This window comes from Alloprevotella sp. oral taxon 473 str. F0040, assembly GCF_000318095.2.
Classification (GTDB): domain Bacteria; phylum Bacteroidota; class Bacteroidia; order Bacteroidales; family Bacteroidaceae; genus Alloprevotella.
Genome location: NZ_KB290714.1, coordinates 99,318 through 124,214 on the forward strand (window position 1 = coordinate 99,318; position 24,897 = coordinate 124,214).

General features: G+C 47.8%; 17 protein-coding genes and 1 tRNA gene. 13 read left to right on the plus strand and 5 right to left on the minus strand.

The window, feature by feature from the left end:
• Positions 1–147 precede the first annotated feature (147 nt).
• The 3 genes from buk to HMPREF9999_RS03060 all read right to left on the minus strand — a co-directional run bounded on the left by buk (position 148) and on the right by HMPREF9999_RS03060 (position 2,329).
• Positions 148–1,209: a butyrate kinase gene (gene buk / locus HMPREF9999_RS03050; RefSeq protein ID WP_009436864.1), complete on the minus strand. Its 1,062-nt coding sequence runs from the start codon at positions 1,207–1,209 to the stop codon at positions 148–150.
• A 3-nt stretch (positions 1,210–1,212) separates the two neighbouring features.
• On the minus strand, positions 1,213–2,136 hold the full coding sequence (locus HMPREF9999_RS03055) for a phosphate acyltransferase (protein WP_044063013.1): 924 nt from the start codon (positions 2,134–2,136) through the stop codon (positions 1,213–1,215).
• 121 nt (positions 2,137–2,257) lie between these two features.
• Positions 2,258–2,329, minus strand: a tRNA-Arg gene (locus tag HMPREF9999_RS03060).
• A gap of 187 nt (positions 2,330–2,516) precedes the next feature.
• On the opposite strand from HMPREF9999_RS03060, the gene nhaD reads away from it, so the two are divergent.
• From nhaD to msrB, 13 genes are all read left to right on the plus strand, one after another.
• On the plus strand, positions 2,517–3,875 hold the full coding sequence (gene nhaD, locus HMPREF9999_RS03065) for a sodium:proton antiporter NhaD (RefSeq protein ID WP_044063014.1): 1,359 nt from the start codon (positions 2,517–2,519) through the stop codon (positions 3,873–3,875).
• A 92-nt stretch (positions 3,876–3,967) separates the two neighbouring features.
• Positions 3,968–4,603 (plus strand): outer membrane beta-barrel protein, encoded by a 636-nt coding sequence (locus HMPREF9999_RS03070; protein WP_009436867.1) that lies wholly within the window; start codon positions 3,968–3,970, stop codon positions 4,601–4,603.
• 42 nt (positions 4,604–4,645) lie between these two features.
• Positions 4,646–4,921: a putative quinol monooxygenase gene (locus HMPREF9999_RS03075; RefSeq protein ID WP_009436868.1), complete on the plus strand. Its 276-nt coding sequence runs from the start codon at positions 4,646–4,648 to the stop codon at positions 4,919–4,921.
• A gap of 306 nt (positions 4,922–5,227) precedes the next feature.
• Positions 5,228–6,280: a rhomboid family intramembrane serine protease gene (locus tag HMPREF9999_RS03080; RefSeq protein ID WP_044063015.1), complete on the plus strand. Its 1,053-nt coding sequence runs from the start codon at positions 5,228–5,230 to the stop codon at positions 6,278–6,280.
• A gap of 50 nt (positions 6,281–6,330) precedes the next feature.
• The gene (locus HMPREF9999_RS03085) at positions 6,331–7,482 is read left to right on the plus strand and encodes an endonuclease/exonuclease/phosphatase family protein (protein ID WP_009436871.1); all 1,152 of its coding nucleotides are present in this window, start codon (positions 6,331–6,333) and stop codon (positions 7,480–7,482) included.
• A gap of 27 nt (positions 7,483–7,509) precedes the next feature.
• Positions 7,510–9,327: an arginine--tRNA ligase gene (gene argS / locus HMPREF9999_RS03090; RefSeq protein WP_009436872.1), complete on the plus strand. Its 1,818-nt coding sequence runs from the start codon at positions 7,510–7,512 to the stop codon at positions 9,325–9,327.
• A 146-nt stretch (positions 9,328–9,473) separates the two neighbouring features.
• Complete coding sequence (locus HMPREF9999_RS03095; protein WP_009436873.1) at positions 9,474–10,187, plus strand: viroplasmin family protein; 714 nt, start codon at positions 9,474–9,476, stop codon at positions 10,185–10,187.
• 1,795 nt (positions 10,188–11,982) lie between these two features.
• Entirely contained in the window at positions 11,983–13,116 is a 1,134-nt protein-coding gene (locus HMPREF9999_RS03105; protein ID WP_009436877.1) for a DUF6242 domain-containing protein, read from the plus strand.
• A gap of 157 nt (positions 13,117–13,273) precedes the next feature.
• Positions 13,274–13,978, plus strand: coding sequence for a hypothetical protein (locus tag HMPREF9999_RS03110; protein WP_009436878.1), 705 nt, complete (start codon positions 13,274–13,276; stop codon positions 13,976–13,978).
• 3 nt (positions 13,979–13,981) lie between these two features.
• Positions 13,982–14,713: an isoprenyl transferase gene (locus HMPREF9999_RS03115; RefSeq protein WP_009436879.1), complete on the plus strand. Its 732-nt coding sequence runs from the start codon at positions 13,982–13,984 to the stop codon at positions 14,711–14,713.
• A 125-nt stretch (positions 14,714–14,838) separates the two neighbouring features.
• A complete protein-coding gene (locus HMPREF9999_RS03120) occupies positions 14,839–17,472 on the plus strand; it encodes an outer membrane protein assembly factor (protein ID WP_009436880.1) in 2,634 nt (877 codons plus the stop codon).
• 265 nt (positions 17,473–17,737) lie between these two features.
• Positions 17,738–21,439 (plus strand): phosphoribosylformylglycinamidine synthase, encoded by a 3,702-nt coding sequence (gene purL / locus HMPREF9999_RS03125; protein WP_009436882.1) that lies wholly within the window; start codon positions 17,738–17,740, stop codon positions 21,437–21,439.
• Positions 21,440–21,579: 140 nt separating this feature from the next.
• Positions 21,580–22,671: a peptide-methionine (R)-S-oxide reductase MsrB gene (msrB, locus tag HMPREF9999_RS03130; RefSeq protein WP_044063018.1), complete on the plus strand. Its 1,092-nt coding sequence runs from the start codon at positions 21,580–21,582 to the stop codon at positions 22,669–22,671.
• 41 nt (positions 22,672–22,712) lie between these two features.
• Here msrB and HMPREF9999_RS03135 read toward each other — a convergent pair whose 3' ends face one another.
• Positions 22,713–23,633 (minus strand): tyrosine-type recombinase/integrase, encoded by a 921-nt coding sequence (locus HMPREF9999_RS03135; protein WP_044063076.1) that lies wholly within the window; start codon positions 23,631–23,633, stop codon positions 22,713–22,715.
• Positions 23,634–23,702: 69 nt separating this feature from the next.
• A complete protein-coding gene (locus HMPREF9999_RS03140) occupies positions 23,703–24,875 on the minus strand; it encodes an HNH endonuclease family protein (protein WP_009436885.1) in 1,173 nt (390 codons plus the stop codon).
• Positions 24,876–24,897: the final 22 nt, after the last annotated feature.

Genomic DNA, 24,897 nt, shown 5'->3' on the forward strand with positions numbered 1-24,897 from the left:
AGGTTGTGAAAGCAAAAAGTGCAAAATTGCAGGGCGCGCGCGCCTACGCACGCGTGAGAACCAAAGAATATAGATTTATTAACACCATCAATTTAAGTGGGGCTTAAAGCTGATGCTATAAAAATCTAGACTCTTACCTCAATCAGCTTATTGATATTCCAAAACTTCCCGCTGATTGCGCAGCACTGCAAGGGCATTCTCAGCGAGTGCTTCCATCTCGTTCTCTCCGGGATAGATGTGAACGGGCGCAATGAAAGACACACGTTCGCGCAGTCGAGAAGTGATGTAGTCGGCATGTGCTAAACCGCCAGTGATGAGAATGGCATCATACCGACCACAAAGCACAGCCGCTTGGGCAGCAATCCCCTTGGCTATGTGATAAATCATAGCATCCATGATGAGTTTTGCTTTTTCATCACCAGCTTCGATGCGGTCGAGTATCTCACGGGTGTCGCTTGTGCCCAACCATGCCACTAGACCTGCCTTGCCTGCCACCCGACGAAGAAGTTCTTCTTCGGAATACTGTCCACTGAAACACATGCGGATGAGATCGGCCGAAGGGAGGGTGCCAGCTCGCTCTGGAGAGAAAGGGCCTTCGCCATCCAACCCATTATTGACATCAATGGTGCGTCCCTGATGATGCACCCCAATGGTGATGCCACCTCCCAAATGAGCCACGATAAGATCTAACTCTTCGTAACGACGACCTATGGCGAGCGCATGGCGGCGAGCCGTGGCGCGCTGATTGAGTGCATGCCACACGCTACTGCGCTTCATACTGGGACTACCACATATCCGAGCTTCGGGACACATCTCATCGACAATCACAGGATCGGCAATGAAAGCGGAGCAGTTGTCTAGCTCAGCAGCAAGAGCGGCTGCGATGTGACACCCCAAATTGCACACATGCTGGCGCACTGCAGTGCGCGTGTCGTGGAGCATCTGTTCATTCACACGATACACTCCTGCTGGAATGGGATGTGTGAGTCCACCACGTCCGACGATGGCATCAAACTCAAAGGGGATACCTTCTTCTTCCAGGGTTTGCACTATTTTACTTTGGCGCAACGGAAGTTGGTCAAAACTAGTGGGGTATTGCTGCAACTCTTCGGCTGTGTGGCGAATGTTGCGGAGCAACACTGGACGTTCGTCCTTGTATACTGCCACTTTGGTGGAAGTGGAACCAGGATTGATGACTAGAATGCGCATGGTTTAATCCTTTTTAATCTGAATAGCAGCCAAAGCAAGACTATTCACTTTAGTCTCTATCGAATCACCACGAGAGGTGAGCACCACAGGATGAGTAGTGCCTACGAGCAATGAGGCAGCTTCTGCACCAGATACAAGAAAAGAGAGGGTTTTATAGACAGCATTGCCTGTTTCGATGTCGGGAAAGAGCAATACATCGGCTTTTCCTTCGAGCACACTAGTGAGGTGCTTATCGGCAAGCCCTTGTGGTGAAAGCGAACAAAGTAGGTCAAGTGGGCCGTCTACAATGACTTTTCCAAAAACTCCCTCGTTTGCTTCTTCTTTCAAAGCTGCATAATCGAGGGTGAGCGGGAATTTATCACTGATTTTTTCACAAAAATGCAGTAAAGCTACGCGTGGAGTGTCGATGCCCAACTGATGCGCCAATGCAGTGGCATAAGTGAGTTGTGCGCGTCGCTGTTCGGGTGAAGGGGTGGGAATCACCGCAACATCGGTCATGAGCACGATGCGCTCCAAAATTGGCAGATGAAAAGCTGCAACATGGCTGATGACTGCCCCTTCTTGGCGAAGACCATAGGTTTTGTTAAGCACATGGCGCAAGAGATCGTCGGTGTTCACCAAGCCTTTCATCAAAGCATCTGCTTCTCCATCGTGCACCATCTGCACGGCTTGTTGCATCGCAGCTCCTGCATCGGAAGCAGGAATGTGGTGCACCCAAGCGGCAGTTTCGGACGAAAGTTTCTCCAGCAAAGGAGCATGAACTTCGCCCACCAAAAAAGCTTCGACAAAACCGAGGTGCACAGCATTGAGCACGGCTTGCAAGGTGTGAGCATCAGCAGGATGCGCCACAGCCACACGGCAACGAGAAGGAAGCTGCGCCAAATGATGGTGCAACTGCTCAAAGGAACGAATGGGAGAAGAAGACATGGTGGTAGATGAATGTCGGTGAAAATGCACACAGCACTCTGCCTTGCATTCAACGATGTCACAAACGTTATCTCAATCACGGGGAGATAGCGTGAAAGCACCAAAACAATCAGAGTGCAAGTAGCCCCGAGGGGAATCGAACCCCTATTTACCCTTTAGGAGAGGGTTGTTCTATCCATTGAACTACGAAGCCTTGATTTCATGGGAATAAGCGTAGAATAACTATGCAAAAATAAGGATAAAAACCGAAACTCCCTCATCTTTGTTGAGTATTTTAGTGGCAGGCGATGCAAATCGCTGGCAAAAACTTTGCCTATGCCCATTTTTTTCGCGAAATTTGCGCAAGTATTCCATCTATAACTCATTTCTTAATTCATTCTATGCTAACTTCTATCATCGTAGCCGTCTTTTTTGTGGGCTATCTTTGCATCACACTAGAAGATGTGCTCAAAGTAAATAAAGCGGCTGTGGCCTTGCTCATGTGCGTGATTTGTTGGGTGTTGTACACCTCTGGCGCAGCTCAGTATCTTTCTGCCGAAGTGCTCCAAAGCATCGGTAACGGCAGCGTTGCACAATATGTTTCAGAACACAGCTTACGCGAACATTTGGGCGAAATTACAGAGACACTTTTCTTCCTCATGGGAGCTATGACGGTGGTAGAAGTGATTGACACCAACGGAGGTTTTAACTTTGTGCGCGATGCACTCGAAACCCGCTCTAAGCGCGCTCTGCTCTGGAAGATTGCTTTCATCACTTTCTTCCTTTCTGCTGCACTGGATAACCTCACCACTACGATTGTGATGATCATGGTGTTGCGCAAATTGGTACACAACCACAACGACCGTCTCATCTATGCCTCACTCATTGTGATTGCAGCTAATGCTGGTGGTGCTTTCTCTCCCATTGGCGACGTCACCACCATCATGTTGTGGATCAAAGGTAGCTTGACAGCAGGCGGTGTTATCAAAGAAATATTCATTCCTAGCCTAGTAGCTATGGTGATTCCAGCCCTTTTGTTGCAGTTCCAACTCAAAGGCGAATTGACAGCTTCTGCAGAAGGCAGCGAAGTGGCTGCGCATGCTGGTCACCAATTCGGAAAAATAGAGCGCAACATTATCTTTGTTCTTGGAGTAGGTGGCCTTTTGTTTGTGCCCATCTTCCACAGTTTCACAGAGCTCCCCCCCTACATGGGCATCCTCCTCGTGTTGGGTCTGCTCTGGACAGTGACCGAAGTGTTCTATCGTCGCAAGGCACACCGCGACAGCACGATGAAACAACGTGTGGCTACGATTCTTCATAAAATCGACATGACCACCATACTCTTCTTCCTTGGCATCCTTCTTGCAGTAGCTACGTTGAAGGAAACTGGTGTTCTCCCAGCTTTCGGTCAGTGGCTTAACGAGGTGTCAGGAGGTAATCACTTCTTGGTTACTGGTGCTATCGGTGTGGCTTCTTCGATTGTGGACAATGTGCCTCTCGTGGCAGGCTGCATGAACATGTATCCCATCGAAGCTGCAGGTGATTTCGCACAAGATGGCATCTTCTGGCAATTGCTCGCTTACTGCGCTGGTGTGGGTGGTTCTATGCTGATCATCGGTAGTGCTGCTGGAGTAGTGGCTATGGGATTGGAAAAAATCTCCTTCGGGTGGTACATGAAGAAGATAACTTGGGTAGCTGCTGCAGGCTACTTTGCAGGCATCTTGGTATATTATGTGGAACGTGTAATTCTCCATATGTAAACGGACGATACGTGACCAGCTTATCTGAGATTGCCACTAATGTTTAATCTGTGGGAAGGGTTGCATTCTTCTCACACAATCAACACTGGTTTATGAAAAAAACTTTGCTCACGCTAGTGGTACTTCTGACTACTGCTCTTTCGGCGAATGCTTTTGGCGATTTTCGCTTCGGTGTAACAGGAGGTTATAACCTCACTTCTGCCTCATTCGACAAAACAGCACTGACACAGACACTCGAAGGTAAGAATGGTTCGGGCTGGTTCATCGGCCCCAAAGCCTATATGGGCTTATTTGCAGGTTTAGGTGTCGAAGGTGCACTGCACTACAACCAACGCGACTATAAAATCGCTGCTGGCAATCTCGAAGTGACTGAGAAATTGCAGTCTGTGGACATTCCTCTCAACTTGAAACTCAATCTCACCGTGCAAAAAGTGGGTGTTTATCTCGCCACTGGTCCTCAATTCTCTTATGGATTGGGAGGAGATAAGGTGAATCTCTCCAAATTGATTGACAACACAGTCTACAAAACTAACAACCTCACCACAACTTGGAATTTTGGTGCGGGTGTGGCACTCGGTGGTCACCTAGATCTCGGTATCGGCTACAATGTAGCACTTGGCGAAACAGGACAAAAGATTCTCAACGCTGCAGAAATCAAAACTGGTCAAACAGTGTTGCCTGCTTATCGTCTGAATACTTTCAACCTACAAGCCACTTATTATTTCTAATCCTCAAGGATTTATCATCAACACTCAAACACTTACATAACAATGGTTCGTATCAATTGTTTCTTCCAGGCCAATGAAGGCCAATATGATGCAGCACTTCAAGCTGCTCTCGCACTCACTGCTGCTAGCCAAAAGCAAGAAGGCTGCGTGTCTTACGATGTATTTGAAAGTGGCACTCGTAGTGACGTGTTCATGTTCTGCGAAACTTGGACAAATGCTGAAACTCTCGAAGCTCATGCTGCTAGTGAGGAGTTTAAAACCTACGTAGCTCAGCTTCAATCTCTCGGACAAATGAAAATCGAAAAGTTCGATTTCTAATCCACTATAAGGATTATTTAATCTCCGAATATACTTCTCTCGCGAGTTGCACTGTGACCTCCCGTCACAGTGCCTCGCGAGCTATGTCGTTTTTGTGAGAATGTATTTTGAAGCACACAGGCAGTCCCTCTGTTTCGTAGGATATTTGTATTGATAAGCAATAAAAACCTATAGAATACAATTGTAAATTATCAAAATAAGATAGTTATAAATGATCCTAATCCTAAAGTCGATAGGCTCATTTCATCCGACTAATTCTCAATCATTTCTTGCCCAAACCTTCAAAACAACGCTCCCCCTCTCTATATGCTCAAAAATATCCCCCCCATCACGCGCAATCTCCTCTTCATCAACATCATCCTCTTTATGGTGCAGCAGGTGATATCTATGCGCTATGGTGATGTGCTCACCGAACTCTTCGGGCTTCACTTTGTGCTTGCCCCTGCTTTTCGCATCTACCAACCACTCACCTACATGTTTCTCCATGCTTCTTGGAGTCACGTGCTACTCAACATGTTTAGTTTGTGGATGTTCGGACGCATCATTGAGCAAACTATGGGGCAAAAACGCTTCATCATCTACTATCTCATCTGCGGCATTGGTGCCGCTTTCTGTCAAGAGTTGTGGCAATTTGGAGAATACTATCTCTCAGGCATGGCACAATACGATGCAGCCAATGTGAACGGCGTGATTATGCCGATGAGTTCACTGTTAGATCAGTGGGTCACCATTGGTGCGAGTGGTGCTTGCTATGGTGTGCTCTTGGCTTTCGGCATGACCTTCCCCAACGAGCGCATCATGCTCCTCATCCCTCCCATCCCGATGAAAGCCAAATACTTTGTCATCGGTTATGCAGCCATCGAAGCCTACTCCGCTTTTACGTCCAACGGCAACGTAGCCCACTTTGCTCACCTCGGAGGGATGTTCTTTGGATGGCTCATCTTCCGCTATTGGCGCAAGCAGACCGAACGCAGACAAGCCGGTTTTCAAGGTTGGAATAACTATAGTGGTGCCCAACACAATGGAGGATACAACAAAAATGGTGGAAACTATCATCCTAATGATAGAGGTTTTCTCCAGCAAATCCGTGCAGCTTTCGAGAACTTCGGAGCTGCCATCGAAAACTTCTTCAAAGGCCTTTTCTCCTCTGGAGCTTCGTCACAACCTAAGGGGAAAAACAACTACTACAACAACACAGGTGCTCAGCAAAACCCTTCCAATCCCGACCAAAGCTATAATGCGCAACGCCGTGCTCAACAAGCACGCATGGATGAGATTCTAGAAAAAGTGCGCCGATCAGGCTATGCTTCGCTCACGGAAGCCGAAAAACAAGAGTTGTTTAATAATAGTCGACGATAATAAAGCTGAATCCTCAGTTTTCCGCAAAGAATCACCCTATAGATAGTTCCATGCTTTTCCGACAAAAACTCCGCAATTTTAGCCAAGGATCCACACCTCCTTCTCCCGTGGCACACTTCTTCGGCATGCTACTCTCAGGAGCACTTGGACTCTCTATCCTAGCCTTGTGGATTTCTGCTGCCAGTGTCTACGTTGATCCTCGCATCTTCAAGTGGGCAGCTCTGTTGGGACTCCTCTTTCCTCTGTTTCTCCTTGGCACCTTCATCCTTTGGATCATCGGACTCCTCTTTGTGCCACGCAAAACATGGCTACTTGGACTACTCGGACTCCTATTTTGTAGCGGCAGCATCCGCAACTATGTTGCCATACATCCCTTCTCCGAAACACAAGAAACGACTGCTCAGCCCAATAAAATCAAAGTACTCAGCTACAATACACTCTATTTCGGACGAATGCTCGAACAGCAAGATGAACTTGTGCGCTATCTCATCAACCAACAAGCCGATATCATCTGCTTTCAAGAAGGAGAACTCTTTCCAGACAAGGTCAAGAAGTTTCGTAAACAATTTGCTCGCACCTCAACTCCATATTACAGTTGCAACGACAACACAGGAGAATGCGTAGGTATCATCAGTGCATACCCCATTATGAAGGAAAAACTCATCAGTTCCTTTCCTGGCAATGCCGTAATGGCCTATCATCTACAACATCCGCGTGGAGAGTTTATCGTCGTCAACTGCCATTTCCGCTCCAATCAGCTCACCACGAGCAATCTCAACGGATATAGCAACCTCATTCATGGCAAATCCTCCAGTGAGCAAGCGAGCGATCCCAACATAGCTCGCACCCTAGCCAGCAAAATAGCCAATGCATCCATAGAACGTGCCAAAATGGTCGATGATGTAGAGGAATATCTGGCTCAGTATAAAGAACTCCCTGTCATTCTCTGCGGTGATTTCAACGACACCCCCATTTCCTACACCCGTCAGCAAGTAGCGCGCATGGGACTCACCGATGCTTTTCGCGAAGCTGGCCATGGATTTGGATTCAGTTTCCGTCGTTCGGCCATCAGAGTACGCATCGACCACATATTCTGTTCTCCCACCTTTCAGCCCATTCAGGCCAAGATTGACGAAACAGCCACCTACTCCGACCATCAACCCATCTCTGCCACTCTTCTGTGGAGAAATGATTCAAAATAGACAAACAAAAAGATTCCAATACAGCTCATGAACATCGAAAAACTGCTCACAGCGGCCGTAGTCAAGGCCATCAAAGCCCTCTACGACACTGACATCACCGCCGAACAAGTGCAAGTGCAGAAGACACGTCCAGACTTCGAGGGTCACCTCACTGTCGTTACTTTCCCCTTCCTGCGCATTTCCAAGAAGAAGCCTGAAGAGACGGGAGAAGACATCGCACAATGGCTCATCGCCAACACAGACCTTGTCTCCTCTTTCAACACGGTGAAGGGCTTCCTCAATCTTGTCATTGCACCAGCCCAATGGTTGCAGCTCCTCGCAACAATCGATGCCGATGCACACTACGGACTTCAGCTCCCCACTGCCGACAGTCCCCTCACCATGGTGGAGTATTCTTCGCCCAACACCAACAAGCCTCTCCATCTCGGACACGTGCGCAACAACCTCCTCGGATGGGCAGTGTCTAAAATCGCCGAAGCCAACAACCAACGTGTGGTGAAAACCAACATCGTCAACGACCGCGGTATCCACATCTGCAAATCTATGCTTGCATGGCTCAAATATGGCAACGGAGAAACTCCCGAATCTTCAGGTAAAAAGGGCGACCACCTTGTAGGCGACTATTATGTAGCCTTCGACCAACACTATCGCGCAGAAGTGGCTGAGCTCAAAGCACAACTCATCGCACAAGGTGTAGGCGAAGAAGAAGCTGAAACACGCGCCAAAGCTGAAGTACCTTTGATGGTAGAAGCTCGCGAAATGCTCCGCAAGTGGGAACAAGGCGATGAAGAAGTGCGCGGTCTCTGGCGCAAGATGAATGAGTGGGTGTATGAAGGTTTTGACGAAACCTACAAAGCCCTCGGCGTGTCGTTCGACAAAATCTATTACGAATCTGACACCTACCTCGAAGGTAAGGAAAAGGTGGAAGAAGGTCTCGCCAAAGGTCTGTTCTATCGCCGCGAAGATGGTTCGGTGTGGGCTGACTTCACCAAGGAAGGTTTGGACGAAAAACTCCTCCTCCGCGCAGACGGCACTTCGGTCTACATGACTCAAGACATCGGTACTGCCAAACTCCGCTTCCGTGACTATCCCATCAACAAGATGGTCTACGTGGTAGGCAATGAGCAAAACTATCACTTCCAAGTCCTCTCTCTCCTCCTCGACCGTCTCGGCTTTGAATGGGGCAAGAGCCTTGTGCACTTCTCTTATGGCATGGTCGAACTCCCCAACGGTAAGATGAAGAGTCGTGAAGGTACGGTGGTGGATGCCGACGATTTGGTAGAAGGCATGATCGAACAAGCACGTCGCACCATGGACGAAGCTGGCAAAAACACCGACATGAGCGAAGCAGAAAAGCAAGAAGTGGCACGCATCGTAGGTCTTGGTGCCCTCAAATACTTCCTTCTCAAGGTAGATGCTCGCAAAAACATGGTATTCAACCCTGAAGAATCCATCGACTTCAACGGCAACACGGGTCCTTTCATCCAGTACACCTATGCCCGCATCCGCTCCATCCTCCGCAAAGCACAAGATGCTGGCATCGTCCTCAGCGAAGAACTCCCCACTGGTGTGGAAATTTCTACCAAGGAAGAAGAAATCATCCAGCGTTTGGCAGACTTCCGTGGTGTGGTAGAAGCTGCTGGCGAAGACTATTCTCCTTCGGGCATTGCCAACTACTGCTACGAATTGGTGAAACTCTACAACCAATTCTACCACGAATTCCAAATTCTCCGCGAAGAAGATGCAGCAAAGCGCAACTTCCGTCTCATCCTCTCGCGCAATGTGGCCAAGGTGGTGCGCCTCGGCATGGAGCTCCTTGGCATCGAAATGCCTGAGCGCATGTAGTTCGTAGCCCACTCTTCATTTCTATCATGGGCGGTGGCCAAAGTGTCACCGCCCATTTTGTTTATCACCACTCCGATGTAGCTTTCTAGTTGTCAGTGATTCTGTAGAATTCCATCCCGAAAGTTCATCATCTTAGGATATACCCTATGTCGAAAAAGCCGAAATACTACGTCGTCTGGCAAGGTCACAGTCCGGGTGTCTACGACAACTGGAATGACTGCGCTGAGCAAGTGAAAGGTTTCCCCAATGCGCGCTACAAAGCCTTCGACACTGCCGAAGCAGCCCAACAAGCCTTTCAAGAAGCTCCTGAACTCCACATCACACCACATGCTACCTCGGAAGAACAGGCATCGCAAGCCATCATCCGAAAAGCCAACACTTCGCTCGCCGCTCTCTCTCCTCACTCCCCAAAAGAGCGTCCCATCCTCATGCCCTCTCCCGATGTGATGGAGAAGGTAGGCTTTTCCTCTATCGTAGTTGATGCCGCTTGTGCCAAAAATCCTGGCCCGATGGAATATCGTGGCATCTATTTAGGCACTGGGCAAGAGCTTTTCCACTATGGACCTGTGATGGGCACCAACAACATTGGAGAATTTCTCGCCATCGTCCACGCACTCGCCCTCATCGAGCAACAAGGACTCAAAGACATCACCATCTATAGCGACAGCCGCACCGCCATCAGTTGGGTGCGCCGCAAACAGTGCAAGACCACACTCGAACAGACTGAGCGCACTGCTCCTTTGTTCGACATGATTGCGCGTGCCGAACAATGGCTCAAAGCTCGTCGCATCACCACACGAATATTGAAGTGGGAAACCCAAGAGTGGGGGGAAATCCCTGCCGACTTCGGACGAAAATAAACTACCAACTATTCTCCTTACTTCTACTCTACTTCTACATCCTTTCAAATCAACGTGTTACCGATTGGTTTGAAAGGATGTGTAGTATAGGAACAATTAGGCCATTGCTCAATCATCCAAACTACTCTCCCTACATCACACTCTAAACACTACTACTACATTTCCCCTCTACATACATATAGGGGTAGCAAAAGGGGCAAAGAGTGAAAAAATGGAGGAAAACTGCATTATTTTTTATACGACCTGTATATTTTGACATGTGAGCTTAACAGAATCAACATAAATAACAAAATAGTATGTGAAAGGCACGATACAAGAATTTCACTCTCGGAGAGAAAACCTTGTATCGCAGTAGATAGTCAGAGGAGCTATCACAAATAGAAACGAGATTCAACATGACTTCAAAAAGCACGACAAAGGAGGTATTCTCTCGCGCGCACGCATTACAGGGATTTCACACTTTTTGCTTTCACAACCTTCACAGCACCCCCTTATCATCTCCTTTTATTGAGATTAAAATCAAGGAGTTATGGTAAAAAATGTCGGAGATTTCACACGATTTCTCCGACTTTTCTTTGCAAGTCTCAGAGAGTGCTGTAGAAGTGTCCGATTTTCGTACCGCATCATTCCATTTTTCTATGCCTATATTGCTCTTCTAGCAGACACTTTTCTAAAAGGATGTTATAAAATCAGAGTATTCTATTCATAACTAGTGCTTTACAAGGAAAATGGTGAAGGTTGTGAAAGCAAAAAATGCAAATTGCTGGGTGAGCGCGCGTATGCGCACGCGCGAGAGAAAGAGAATTTCACAAGTTTTAAATACACTGCCACACCCCCACAATAACAGCCTCCTAAAGCACCCTGTCATGAAGGGAAACAGAAGTAAAGAAAAAGGCACACAAATGTTTCAACCAGGCAAACCTCATCTCAACAAATTGCTCCTCACAAAAACATCTAATCTTCTCGTTTCAAAGATCTTCCCAGAGCTTTCTTAAAGCATCGTAGAAAGATGTGGAAAAAAGCGTGGAAAAATAGTGGATAAGCTCTGTAAAACCTAGTGATAACTCAAGGTTGAAGAGCGTAGATGAGGAGAAATAATAAAACACTTATTATCAACCATTTTCCACAGTTTTATCAGAGTTGTACATGAGATATTCACCATCTTATTAAGGTTTATCCACAACAGAGGAAAACATGCAATTCGTTCATACTAAGGGATTGCAAGATAAAGAAAGATATTTATCCACATTTTCCACATTCATTATAAAACCACCAATAGGAGTTCTATCTTTTTTTTAAGTTATTTCCTTTCTCTTCTTCTTTTCAAATAAAGAAAAGATATAGATGTAGTGTGGAATAAAGAAAAGCGTGTGGAAAAGTGGATAACTCTCGAGCGTGGCGTTGGAGAAGAAACGGAGCTAACGAGCCGCATGCGTGGATGGAGTGCAAACCGATAAAACATCTCAGTGAAGCGAAGAGACACAAGTAGATGCTTTTCTCGCTAAGCCCAAAGTGAGAAACATGAGGCTATGAAACAAGGAAGCAGAAGCCTTCGACAATGATAATGAGGTGTCGAAGAAGGAAGGGAAACAAAAGGAAAGCGGAAAACGCTAAAAAGGACAAATATGCAGACCTATGAATGCAGAATCTAGCTGAAAAACGCTAAAAAAGAGAGAAAATCAGATTTTTGTTTCTGAGTTGGGAAAAGTATTTCTATTTTTGCATATTGATATATAGTGTCTAAGTAGGAACGTCTTTCCGAAATGGCGCATTTCACATCCTCACACGTAGCTACATGAAACCAATGAATACCCTCCTGCCTGCTGTGGCATGCCTCACGCTGGGCGCTACCCTCTTGACGGCATGTTTCAACGATGACACCACTACACCCGAAGTGGCGAATGATTGTGTGGTCACTTCCTTTGGTCTGGGTACTTTGCAACGCACCTTGAAGACACGCACCAAAGATGGGAAAAAAGATAGTAGCTATGTGCAGAATATTCCAGCTTCGAGCTATGGGTTTACCATCGACCAAGAGCGCAATATGATTTATAACCTTGACTCTCTCCCTCATGGAGTGGATTTGAGCAAGGTGAAGCCACAAAAATTTGTGGTGAGTGGTGTGGCTCGCTTGGTGAGTTTGCTCAATCAGGCTGACACTGCCATCAACACCAACACAGCGATTGACTTGAGAAAGCCACGCACGCTGTACATCTACGGACTGGATGGAGTGTCGCGCCGTAACTACACGCTAGAAGTGCGTGCGCACCGTGAAGAAGGCGATAGCGTGACGTGGACACAACCCACCGAAGCCACTTGGACTGCGCAAGGGTTCACTTTCCCCACCGCAGGAATGGTGCAAGGCGAAGGCCGCACTTTCCGTGTGCAAGGCACAGAGGTATTTACCTCTACCGACGGATCCACGTGGACTAGAGACAGTGTGGATGCCGATGATGCGGCTTTGCTCCCCGATGCCAATATAGCAGGCGCAGTGTTGGCTGCGCGCGATGTGAATCATCTGCAAGAGTGGGTGATGTATGGCACGAAAGCTGGAGTGTCACGTGTGTGGACACGCAAATGGGACACGAGCGGCACTTATCGCTTCCGTTGGGAGTTGATGCCCCCTCCCACAACGCAAGGCTATGCTGCACCTTTGTTAGAAAATCCTCAAATGCTGCCTTATGATGGTGGGGTGATTTTGGTAGGTCGCACGACCGAAGGCACTCCAGTGGTGCGTTATAGTCGGGATCGCGGCCGCACTTGGGTGAAGCATCCCACAGTGGTGTTGCCCACAAGTTTCCCCAAGACGGTGACGAGTTTGAAAGCTGCTGTAGATGCACGTGGACAACTCTGGTTGCACACTGACAAAGGTGTGTGGCGCGCCCGACTTCATCGTCTTTCATGGGATTATTCTACGAAAACTTTCTAAAAGATCACCCCAAGTGGTGTGATAGCGACACAATAGAAAGGGCGGTAGGGCCGTTATATACAGATGACACAAGCTGCTTTTCTAGCTTGGGCTTCTGATTCTTGCATGGTAAGGGATTGGAAGCTGGTTTGATTTCTCTTTCTATTCTTCCACCCTTATGACACGAACTCTCCTTCTCTTCCTTGGTAGCTGGCTGCTCTTTTGGAGTGCTCCTAGCAGTAGCCGAGCGCAAAACGAAGATTTCTTCACCAAAGAGTGGGGAGTGAGTGTGGGTATGTCTCAACCCTTGGATGATACCAACCCTTCGCTATTGAGTCATCCAGGTATTTCCTTTGGAGGCACAGTGCGATGGATCTACAATCCACGCTTAGCTCTGCGCACTTCGCTCAATATTCACACGATAGGTGGAAACACCACGGGACTGAAAGACTTCTATCCCACATCTCCCTCAGCTGTGGGGACACAGACACTGAATCATACTTATCGTGGCACACTGCTAGATCTCTCGGCGGTGTATGAAATTCATTTCCTACCCTATGGATTTCATCGTGGCTATTTAGGTTACCGTCGCTTGGTGCCCTATCTTCAGTTGGGATTGGGGGCAGCTTATGGTAGCGAGTCGGGGAGTGTAACTCCGATAGTACCCATCGGAGTGGGACTGAAATATAAAATTCGCCCTCGACTTAACCTAGCCCTCGATTGGAGCATGCGCTTTGGACTTTCTGATCAGTGGGATGGTCTCGAAGCTCCTCATGCACTGAAGAGCGACTTTTTTCGCAATAAAGACCACATCGGACTGTTGCAGCTCACCCTTACTTACGACTTTTCACCCCGTTGCCCCACGTGCAACAAAGCTGAATAATATATGATCACTCTTGACTACAACCGAATTCCCCGACACATCGCCATCATCATGGACGGCAATGGACGATGGGCTAAAGCTCGTGGGCTGGAACGCTCTATGGGTCACCAAGAGGGAGCGCAAACGGTGCGTGACATCACCGAAGCGGCCGCTAAGGTAGGAGTGAAATATCTGACACTTTACACGTTTTCTACGGAAAACTGGAATCGTCCTTCGCACGAAGTGGCTGCCCTCATGGCACTCATCATTGAGAGTCTGGAAGAAGAACTCTTTATGAAAAACAATGTGCGCTTGCGCATTATCGGCGATCGTAGCAGATTGCCTGAATTTGTGCAAAAAGCCTTGGAACGCTGTGAGCACAACACGGCTGCTAACTCGGGTATGACTATGGTGCTTGCCTTGTCTTACTCTGCTCGCTGGGAAATCACCGAGGCGGTGCGACAACTGGCAGAACAAGTGCAACGCGGTGTGCTTCGCCCTGAAGACATCAGCGAAGAGAATGTTCAAAACCAACTGACTACGAGCTTTATGCCCGATCCTGAGCTGTTGATTCGCACCGGAGGCGAGCTTCGACTGAGCAACTATTTGCTCTGGCAGTGCGCTTATAGCGAACTTTACTTCACAGAAACTTATTGGCCTGACTTTACAGCGGAACATCTCTACGCAGCTATCGAAGATTACCAAAGTAGAGAACGCCGATTTGGTAAAACTTCTGAGCAGGTGACTACTCATTAGGAGTAGTCCATGAGTCTATGATGTGGACTCTGAATAGCTCCTATTCTCTATAAAATGCTGATACAGTGATGAATCATTGCTGATTTAGCTTTTCAAACAGACCATCTTCCGAACGTATCCCGTTTATGAAATATCTGCACCCTTCCCTTTTTAGTCTGCTCTTGTCGCTGGCACCTCTGGCTGCCGCGGCACAAAGCACGCAGACCAAGCCCGAAATCATCTATTCTCTCCAACCGCGACAATATGTCTTGGGAGGACTTGTGGTAGATGGCATCAAAGGCTACGACAATGACCTATTGGTGAACATCGCTGACCTAGAAGTGGGTCGCACTTATGCCGTGCCTGGCGATGATATTTCGCGTGCTGTGCAGAACTATTGGAAACAGGGGCTCTTTTTCAACGTGAAGGTAGAGGCCGATAGCATCGTAGGTGATAAAATCTACTTGCATTTCAAACTGACCGCGCAACCTCGCATCTCTGTCTTGCGATGGAACGGACTCAAAAAGTCACAGCGTGAAGAATTGGAGCAACGTGTGCCTCTGCGTGTGGGCAATCAGGTGACCCCTAACCTAGTGGATCGCACAAAGCTCCGCATTCAAAAGTATTTTGAAGAGAAGGGCTACAAGAATGTCGAAGTGGATGTGGTGCAACATGAAGATGTGACAGCCGACAACCACATGATTGTGGACATCAATGTCAATAAGAATGATAAAATTCTGATTCGTAAGATTCATATCACGGGAGTAGATCCTAATTTGGTGAATCCTTTGAAGAATGCGATGAAGAAGACGAGCGACCGCTCTACTTTCAAAAAGTGGATTACTTTCGCTTCTCGTAAATTCCGTCCCGAACAGTATCAAGAAGATAAGGGTTTCCTCATCGACAAAATGAACAGTTGGGGATATCGTGATGCGTTGGTGGTGAGTGATTCTGTGGTGACGGTGGATCCCAAACACGTGGATGTCTACTTGAATCTCAATCAAGGCAAGAAATACTACATCCGTAATATCTCGTGGGTGGGTAATACTGTCTATCCTTCTGATGCTTTGATGAACCAATTGCGCATGAACAAGGGCGACCTCTACAATCAGACGTTGCTCAACAAGCGACTCAGCGAAGACGAAGATGCGATTGGTAAGCAATACTACAACAATGGTTATGTGTTCTATCGCCTAGATCCTGTGGAAACGAAGGTGGAAGGAGATAGCATCGACCTTGAAATGCGTATCAGCGAAGGTAAACAAGCCACCTTCAACCGTGTTCGCATCTCAGGTAATGACCGTGTTTATGACCACGTGATTCGTCGTGAAATCCGTACGAAACCAGGTGATCTCTTCTCCATCGAAGCCTTACAACGCTCCGTTCGCGAATTGGCCGCCACGAAGCAGTTCGATAATGAAGTGCTTCAGAGTGAGATTTTCAAAAATATACGTCCTGATGACAATACTGGCACCGTAGACATCACTTATCCTCTTGTGACGAAAGGAAGTGACCAAATTGAAGTGTCTGCTGGTTGGGGACCCACGGGGGTAATTGGCCGTGCTAGCTTGAAGTTTACCAACTTCTCCATGCAGAACCTTTTTGGGCAAAATGGCTACAAGCGTGCAGGATTCATTCCTCAAGGCGACGGACAGACCTTGCAAGTGTCGGTGCAGAGTAATGCAAAGTATTATCAGAGCTATTCTCTATCCTTCATTGACCCCTGGTTTGGCGGAAAGCGTCCTAACCAACTCTCCGTGTCGGCTTTCTATTCACGCTATACTGACGTGAATTCCAGCTATTATAATAGTGCCAACTATTATAATAGACTCTATGGTTATGGCACTAACTCTAGTGCTTACAACTATGCTAACTACTACGATCCCGACAAGTACATGCAAATGTTCGGAGCTAGCATTGGGTTTGGTAAGCGTTTGCGTTGGCCAGATGACTACTTCTCCTTCAGTGCATCGCTCAACTACACGCGCTATAGTCTGAAAAACTGGCGTTACTTCCTTATCACCAATGGTGTGAGTAATAATATCAATCTTGCCCTCACCTTGGCCCGCTCCAGCATCACCGATCCTATCTTCCCACGTGGTGGTTCAGACTTCTCATTCTCTGTGTCACTCACTCCTCCCTATTCGTTGATTGATGGTAAAAATTACAAAGGATTGGCCACCAATCCCCAAAGTTCTTCCTATGATCGCGAAGCACAAGAGAAGTATCGTTGGATAGAATACCACAAGTGGAGCTTGAAATTCCGCACTTACACGGCTCTCAACTCTAGTTTGCGCCATGTGCCCGTCATCATGACTCGCACTGACTTCGGTATTCTCGGAGCTTACAATCGTTATCGTAAGTCACCTTTTGAAACTTACTACATGGGTGGTGACGGTATGAGCGGCGGTAGCTATGGATATGCTTCCGATGTGATAGCCCTTCGTGGTTATGAAAACGGATCTATCGCGGGTAATAATGGTCGCGGTCAGCAAAATGCTTATGCTTACACTCGTTTGACTCTCGAACTTCGCTATCCGTTGATGCTCGAAACCACTTCAATTTATGCCCTTGCTTTTGCCGAAGCTGGTAATGCTTGGACAGACATCAACAAGATGAACCCCTTCAAGCTCAAAACCTCTGCCGGTGTAGGTGTGCGTATCCTCTTGCCGATGGTCGGTCTTATGGGTATCGACTGGGCTTATGGTTTCAAGACCACAGAATACGGACAGAAGATTGGTGGCAGCCAGTTCCACTTTGTTCTCGGTCAAGAATTCTAAGCTATTCCTAGCCTAGTCTCAAAGGGATAAACAAAACAAAAAGCAAGCTCTAGCATCTTTGCATTTCCTAGCATTTTCCCTTTTATTCTTACGATTGTGCTAGCCAGCGCAACTGCTTTTCAATCACTCCCACTGCTTTCTCTGAGCGGTGGGAGTGATCTCTTTTCTCTTTCGCTGAAATAGTCCAAAAGATAGTTGGCTAACCGCGCAAAAATATGTAACTTTGCTTCGCAAACGCATATATCACCCAAACATTTCTGCTCACATGATTTCTTTTTTCCGCACACCTGCGCAGAGCATCATTGCCACACAAGTGGATCACCTGCTCTCCGATGATGAAGTGAAAAAACTTTGCTGGCTTTTTGGCGAAGCCACCCTTGATGCTGCCCCTGCACTTGAGGGCTACTATGTAGGGCCCCGCCGAGAAATGATTACGCCTTGGAGCACAAATGCCGTTGAGATCACACAGAACATGAATCTCAGCGGCATTTTGCGCATTGAAGAATTCTTCCCCGTAGGGGATGCTTCGGCTGATCATGACCCTATGCTTCAACGACTTTACGAAGGTCTTCATCAAGATATCTTCACCATTAGTCACACTCCCGACCCCATCCGCACAGTAGATGATTTAGAGTCCTACAACGAACAGGAAGGTTTGGCACTTTCTCCCGCCGAAGTCGAATATCTCCATGGCGTAGAGCAACAACTCAACAGAAAACTCACAGACAGTGAAGTTTTCGGTTTTGCACAGCTCAATTCCGAACACTGTCGTCACAAAATCTTCGGTGGTACATTCATCATCGACGGCAAGGAACAGCCTTCTGCTCTCTTCGCCATGATAAAACGTACTACGAAGGAGAATCCCCATCGCATCCTTTCTGCTTACAAAGACAATGTCGCTTTCGCAGAAGGCCCAGTGGTGGAACAATTCGCTCCCGCTCGTCACGACACCTCCGACTATTTCGTCATTCGTGACATCGAGAGTGTCATCTCCATCAAGGCCGAAACCCATAACTTCCCCACCACTGTGGAGCCTTTCAACGGAGCTTCTACGGGTACGGGTGGTGAAATCCGCGACCGCATGGGAGGTGGCGTAGGTTCGCTCCCCATCGCAGGTACAGCTGTCTACATGACCGCCTATCCTCGTCTAGATGGTGGCCGTCCTTGGGAGAGCAACATGGCAGAACGTCCCTGGCTCTACCAAACCCCTCAGCAAATCCTCACCAAAGCCTCCAACGGTGCTTCCGACTTCGGTAATAAATTCGGACAACCCCTCATCGCAGGTTCTGTGCTCACCTTCGAGCACGCAGAACACGGCGTAAACTATGCCTTCGACAAGGTGATCATGCTCGCTGGTGGCGTGGGTTATGGCACAAAGCGCGACTGCCTCAAAGGTACTCCCGAGAAAGGCAACAAAGTCGTAGTCGTCGGTGGTGACAACTACCGCATTGGTTTGGGTGGTGGTTCTGTTTCTTCTGTAGACACCGGACGTTATCACTCCGGCATCGAACTCAACGCTGTGCAGCGTGCGAATCCCGAGATGCAGAAGCGTGCAGCCAACCTCGTGCGTGCGCTTTGCGAAGAAGAACACAACCCCGTAGTGTCTATCCACGACCACGGTTCTGCAGGACACGTCAACTGTCTTTCCGAACTCGTAGAAGAATGCGGAGGAACCATCGACATGAGCGCACTCCCCATCGGAGATTCCACCCTCTCTGCCAAAGAAATCATAGCCAATGAGAGTCAGGAGCGCATGGGCTTCCTCATCGAAGAAGAATATATCGACCAAGTGCGCAAAATTGCCGAACGTGAGCGCGCACCTCTCTATGTGGTCGGTGAAACCACTGGCGATGCCCACTTCGCTTTTGAGCAAAAAGACGGCGTTCGTCCCTTCGATCTCGACGTAGCACAAATGTTTGGTCACTCTCCTAAGACGGTGATGACTGACAACACCGTGAAGCGCGACTACAACACTGCGCAATACGATGCAGCTCTCTTGGATGAATATCTCGAGAACGTGCTGCAACTCGAAGCTGTGGCTTGTAAAGACTGGCTTACCAACAAGGTCGACCGCTCCGTAACCGGTAAGGTGGCACAACAACAATGCCAAGGCGAACTCCAACTCCCCCTCGCCGACTGCGGTGTAGTGGCTTTGGACTATCGCGGAAAGGCGGGTATCGCCACAGCTATTGGTCACGCTCCTCAAGTGGGTTTGGCAAATGCTGCCGCAGGTTCGGTGATGGCCGTTGCCGAATCCCTCACCAACATTGTGTGGGCTCCCCTCGCACAAGGACTCGACAGCGTGAGTCTTTCAGCCAACTGGATGTGGCCCTGCCGCTCACAGGAAGGTGAAGATGCACGTCTCTATGAAGGTGTCAAAGCCCTCAGCGATTTCTGCTGCGATCTCCACATCAATGTTCCCACTGGTAAGGACTCTCTCTCCATGACTCAGCAATATCCTGATGGAGAGAAGGTCATCTCTCCAGGCACAGTCATTGTGAGTGCAGGTGGTGAAGTCAATGATGTGCGCAAAGTCGTGCGCCCTGTCGTAGTGAATGAACCCAACAGCAAGATTTATCACCTCGACTTCTCTTCACTCGCTCCACAACTCGGTGGTTCTGCCTTCGCACAAACCCTCGGATATGTAGGTAGCGACGTGCCCACAGTGGCCGATGCCGCTTACTTCCGTTCTGCCTTTGCCGCTGTGCAAGCCATGGTGCAAGAAGGCCTCCTCCTCGCTGGTCACGACATCAGTGCTGGTGGTCTCATTACCGCTTTGTTGGAAATGTGTTTCGCCAACACAGAAGGCGGTCTGAGTGTCCAACTCGACAACCTCGGTGCTGCCGATCTCGTGCAACAACTCTTTGCCGAAAATCCCGCAGTCTTGGTGCAAGTAGCAGATAAAGATGAAGCACGCTTCAACGCTATCTTGGCAGAACATGGCGTGAAAGCCACTGCCCTCGCTGTGCCCACCGAAGAGCGTCACCTCCTTGTCGAAAAAGATGGTGCAGAATATCAATTCTTTATTGATCATCTCCGCGATGTGTGGTACTCCACTTCCTTCCTCCTCGATGAGCATCAAAGTTTCCACGGCAAAGCAGCTGAGCGTTTCCGCAACTACAAGGAGCAACCCATCGAACTCAACTTCCATCCCTCCTTCCAAGGCACGTTTGAAAGCCTCGGAGTATCTCCCGATCGTCGCACACCCTCTGGAGTACGTGCCGCCATCATCCGTGAGAAAGGAACGAATGGTGAGCGCGAAATGGCGTATATGCTCTACCTTGCCGGCTTCGATGTGAAAGACGTGACCATGACCGACCTCGTCACTGGTCGCGAAACCCTCGACGACATCAACTTCATCGTCTTCTGTGGTGGTTTCTCCAACAGTGACGTGCTTGGCAGTGCCAAGGGATGGGCTGGAGCCTTCCTCTTCAATCCTAAGGCTAAGGAAGCACTCGACCGCTTCTACGCACGTCCCGACACCCTCTCTCTCGGTGTCTGCAACGGTTGTCAGCTCATGGTGGAACTCAACCTCGTCAATCCCGAACACAAAGAGCGTGCGCACATGCTCCACAACGACAGCCACAAGTTTGAAAGCGGCTTCGTAGGTGTCACCGTTCAAACCAATCGCAGCGTACTCTTCGAGAGTCTCTCTGGCGATCGTCTGGGCATCTGGATTGCGCACGGAGAAGGCAAGTTCCAACTTCCCCAACCCGAAAGCGACTACAATGTGGTGCTCAAATACTCCTACGAGGGCTATCCTGCCAATCCCAATGGTTCGGACTACAACGTAGCCGGTATTGCCAGCGCAGATGGTCGCCACGTGGCGATGATGCCCCACTTGGAGCGTGCTTTCCTCCCTTGGCAAAATCCTTACTATCCTGCTGAACGTCGCGGCGAAGACTGCACCCCATGGCTCGAAGCCTTCGTCAATGCCCGTAAGTGGGTAGAAAGCCATCAGGCATAAGCGATTTATCTCGGGTTTATTCCTTCTATGCGATCAGCTCTCTGGTGAGTCCCACGCACTCATCAGAGAGCTGTTTTTATAAAACATCCGTCGTGTAGACGATTGTAACTTTAATCACACAATATAACACTAACTGACTTATGAAAAATCCTCTTCGCGGACTGCTCCTTCTGTTGGTAGCAGTTTGTTGCATCGCTTGTCGCAGCAACACTTCCGCCACTTCTGACACAAATTCTTCTCAAACTATGAACAAGACTGCAACTCTCTATTTCGCTGGTGGCTGTTTTTGGGGCACCGAGCACTATTTCAAGCAAATCCGTGGCGTTCTCTCCACCAAAGTGGGCTATGCCAATGGCAACATTGAGCATCCCACCTACGAACAAGTATGCTCCAAAACCACAGGCTTTGCCGAAGCTGTGGAAGTGACTTACAATCCTGAGATACTTCCACTCACACTCCTCGTGCAACTCTATTTCCGTAGCATCGATCCCACAAGTGTCAATCGCCAAGGAGGTGACATCGGCACGCAATATCGCACCGGCATCTACTACAAGGATGCAGACGTGCGCCCCTTCCTCATTGCCGAACGTACCAAGTTGGCACAAGCTATCGGTAAAAATGTGGCAGTAGAAATCGAACCTTTGCGCAATTTCTATGCAGCTGAGGACTACCACCAAGACTATTTGGACAAGAATCCTGGTGGTTATTGCCACGTGTCTCCTGCACTCTTTGCCGAAGCACGCAAAGCCAATGCCGACACCACGCAGCGCAAGTATGAACGTCCCTCCACAGATACGCTCAAATCTAAGCTCACCGAAATCCAATATCAAGTCACGCAAAACGCTGCTACCGAACGTCCCTTCACCAATGAGTATGATCACGAGTTTCGTCCTGGCATCTATGTAGACATCACCACGGGCGAACCCCTCTTCCTCTCTACCGACAAGTTCGATTCAGGTTGTGGATGGCCAGCTTTTTCCAAACCCATTGATGCACACCTATTGAAGAACATCAAAGACACCTCCCACGGCATGCAGCGCATCGAGGTGCGTAGCAACAAGGGCAATGCTCACCTCGGTCATGTCTTCAACGATGGCCCCAAGGAAAAGGGTGGTTTGCGCTATTGCATCAACAGTGCTTCTCTCCGCTTCATCCCTCAAGCTGAGATGGAAAAACAAGGTTATGGTGCCTATCTCCCCTTGTTGGAAACACCCAAGGCTGAGCTGCACTAAATAGAAGTTAGTAATTATGGTGAGTTATTGTTTCATCTTAATTACATAAACCCTTCTATAAATTTGCTCATCTTATCAATGCACCGCTTCTTTTGCTGCATATTGGGATGTACATACAAGTTGAGCGTTGTTGAAACATTGGAATGTCCCAAAATGCTACTCACCGTCTTATAGTCGCATTGGCTCTCGATGCATCGTGTAGCAAAAGTGTGTCGAAGCCCATGAAACACGATAGAATCTATTTTAAGTCTTTTCAATAGTCTGCTGAAATAGTCACGATAACTGCGCGGGTCAGTGGCGTAAACTGATGTTCCCACCACATACGGTGTAGTAGATTGTTTTTTCACGATACTAAGCACCTCAAAAAGAGATTTAGATATGGGAATCTCTCGAAATGAGTTTTTAGTTTTGGGAGTAGAAAACACACGTTCAGTAGCACCTATATCACTATTGTAGATTCGTCCCACAGTATGGCACACTCGGATAATTCTGTGAGTTAAGTCCACATCAGCCCATTCCAAGGCACAGACCTCACCTATTCTCATGCCTGTGCAGAGTGCAAGATAAACCCCTATGTTTCTAACAGTGGGATGATTTGCAATGTGTATCATCAGTTTGCGCTGATGATGAAGCGAGAGGACAGGCAACTTATGACCATTCTCCGTAGTGGGATAGTCTAGTTGCCAGTCCTCTCGTTCACATAGATGCAAGCGTGCACCATATTTTACAACAGCGCGCAACACAGCTATGATGTCTCGAACTGTCTTTTTGGCCAATCCAGCCTTGATTTTATCAATGATAAAACACTGTACATCAGACTCCTCAATTCGTGTCATTTGTCCAAAGCGAGGAGTCAGATGTGTGCGAAGAGTGAGCCGATAAGCGCATAGCGTTGAATACTTTACAATAGCTTGCTTGCTTTCACTCCATAATTGAGCAATTTCTTGAAACGTTTTCTGCATCTTGTACATATTTAGATGTTACAGATTAGAGTTAATCTACACAATATGTACCGAGATGAATAGTGCAGTCTATTTATTGCCTTTTGCGCGGTTGTGCGATTTGCAGAGCATCTCACAATTGTCTAGTGTCGTTGCTCCTCCTTTGCTCCATGCTGTCACATGATCAGCATCCATTTCATTGATTTTGTAGATGCGAGTGCGGTTGTTGTTATCGCCAATGGCACATAGAGGGCAATTAGACACACCTTCTATTTGCGCTTTCTCAGTTTGTCGTTTGAAGGCCGCTTTTTTGTCTTTATCGTCAAAGAAGCGTACATCGAGCAAAGCGTGTTGTTGTTCACCTCCCAGCACATACTCATAGATGTTGCGTGAGCATCGCACAGCATCATCCTCAAGCAGAGTATTTACTCGTTCGGTGATGTGCTCAATGCTGTAGGGTGTGGTGTGATAAGTTTCATAGAGTCTGCCCCATTCAATGCCGCACATATTGTTTTCAACCATAGTAAAAGTGGTAGATACCCAATCGATGACCGAACGAAAGTAATTTTCAAGTTCGGTAATTTGAGTGTCGTGTCTGTGCATACTCATATAAGCATCCACCGTCATTCCCCGACTAGCGCATACCCATTCCAGTGCCACTCTCAGCACTTCTTGTCGCTTCACGTCGCCTTTTACATAGTGTCCCCACTTATGTATTTCAGCATTTTGTGAATTGCTAAACACTCTTTTGGCAGCATTCACAAAAGTGCCCGAATAGATGGCATTGCGGAGTTCTTGTTCGTTGAGAGGTACACCTACAATGTTGATGGTCTTAAACCATTCCTTAACTTCTTTTTCTTCTCCTTGGCACACATAGACCAAGAGTTTAGACCCCAATATAAGTTTTTGTTGTTCTTCGGGAAGTCCAGAGAAGTATTGAATATTTCCGTTTTCGTCTTCAATAGAAAATTTTCCAGTGACAAATCTTCCAATAGAGGTGATGCGTTGTTGTCCGTCCAGCACCTCATATTGTCCATTGGCAGTAAGGTTGAAATAAATCAATCCTAATGGATATCTATTGAGAATAGACTCAATGACAGCCACATCTTTTTTGCCGTCATTGTAGATATAGTGTCTTTGATATTCTGGTTGAATGGTTAGTTTGCCGTCCAGTCCAAAGAGTCCCTTCCCTTCTAGTTCATTATATACAAATCCTTTGCAGATGTCTGCAACTGTCCATTCGATATGTAATTCTGTTATCATTGAGTGTGTTGTTTGTTAGTTG

What these genes read in the sequence shown, in the direction of transcription:
- buk (WP_009436864.1), bottom strand. Translation starts at nt 1,209, where the DNA reads ATGCGCATTCTAGTCATCAATCCTGGTTCCACTTCCACCAAAGTGGCA.
- HMPREF9999_RS03055 (WP_044063013.1), bottom strand. Translation starts at nt 2,136, where the DNA reads ATGTCTTCTTCTCCCATTCGTTCCTTTGAGCAGTTGCACCATCATTTG.
- nhaD (WP_044063014.1), top strand. Translation starts at nt 2,517, where the DNA reads ATGCTAACTTCTATCATCGTAGCCGTCTTTTTTGTGGGCTATCTTTGC.
- HMPREF9999_RS03070 (WP_009436867.1), top strand. Translation starts at nt 3,968, where the DNA reads ATGAAAAAAACTTTGCTCACGCTAGTGGTACTTCTGACTACTGCTCTT.
- HMPREF9999_RS03075 (WP_009436868.1), top strand. Translation starts at nt 4,646, where the DNA reads ATGGTTCGTATCAATTGTTTCTTCCAGGCCAATGAAGGCCAATATGAT.
- HMPREF9999_RS03080 (WP_044063015.1), top strand. Translation starts at nt 5,228, where the DNA reads ATGCTCAAAAATATCCCCCCCATCACGCGCAATCTCCTCTTCATCAAC.
- HMPREF9999_RS03085 (WP_009436871.1), top strand. Translation starts at nt 6,331, where the DNA reads ATGCTTTTCCGACAAAAACTCCGCAATTTTAGCCAAGGATCCACACCT.
- argS (WP_009436872.1), top strand. Translation starts at nt 7,510, where the DNA reads ATGAACATCGAAAAACTGCTCACAGCGGCCGTAGTCAAGGCCATCAAA.
- HMPREF9999_RS03095 (WP_009436873.1), top strand. Translation starts at nt 9,474, where the DNA reads ATGTCGAAAAAGCCGAAATACTACGTCGTCTGGCAAGGTCACAGTCCG.
- HMPREF9999_RS03105 (WP_009436877.1), top strand. Translation starts at nt 11,983, where the DNA reads ATGAAACCAATGAATACCCTCCTGCCTGCTGTGGCATGCCTCACGCTG.
- HMPREF9999_RS03110 (WP_009436878.1), top strand. Translation starts at nt 13,274, where the DNA reads ATGACACGAACTCTCCTTCTCTTCCTTGGTAGCTGGCTGCTCTTTTGG.
- HMPREF9999_RS03115 (WP_009436879.1), top strand. Translation starts at nt 13,982, where the DNA reads ATGATCACTCTTGACTACAACCGAATTCCCCGACACATCGCCATCATC.
- HMPREF9999_RS03120 (WP_009436880.1), top strand. Translation starts at nt 14,839, where the DNA reads ATGAAATATCTGCACCCTTCCCTTTTTAGTCTGCTCTTGTCGCTGGCA.
- purL (WP_009436882.1), top strand. Translation starts at nt 17,738, where the DNA reads ATGATTTCTTTTTTCCGCACACCTGCGCAGAGCATCATTGCCACACAA.
- msrB (WP_044063018.1), top strand. Translation starts at nt 21,580, where the DNA reads ATGAAAAATCCTCTTCGCGGACTGCTCCTTCTGTTGGTAGCAGTTTGT.
- HMPREF9999_RS03135 (WP_044063076.1), bottom strand. Translation starts at nt 23,633, where the DNA reads ATGCAGAAAACGTTTCAAGAAATTGCTCAATTATGGAGTGAAAGCAAG.
- HMPREF9999_RS03140 (WP_009436885.1), bottom strand. Translation starts at nt 24,875, where the DNA reads ATGATAACAGAATTACATATCGAATGGACAGTTGCAGACATCTGCAAA.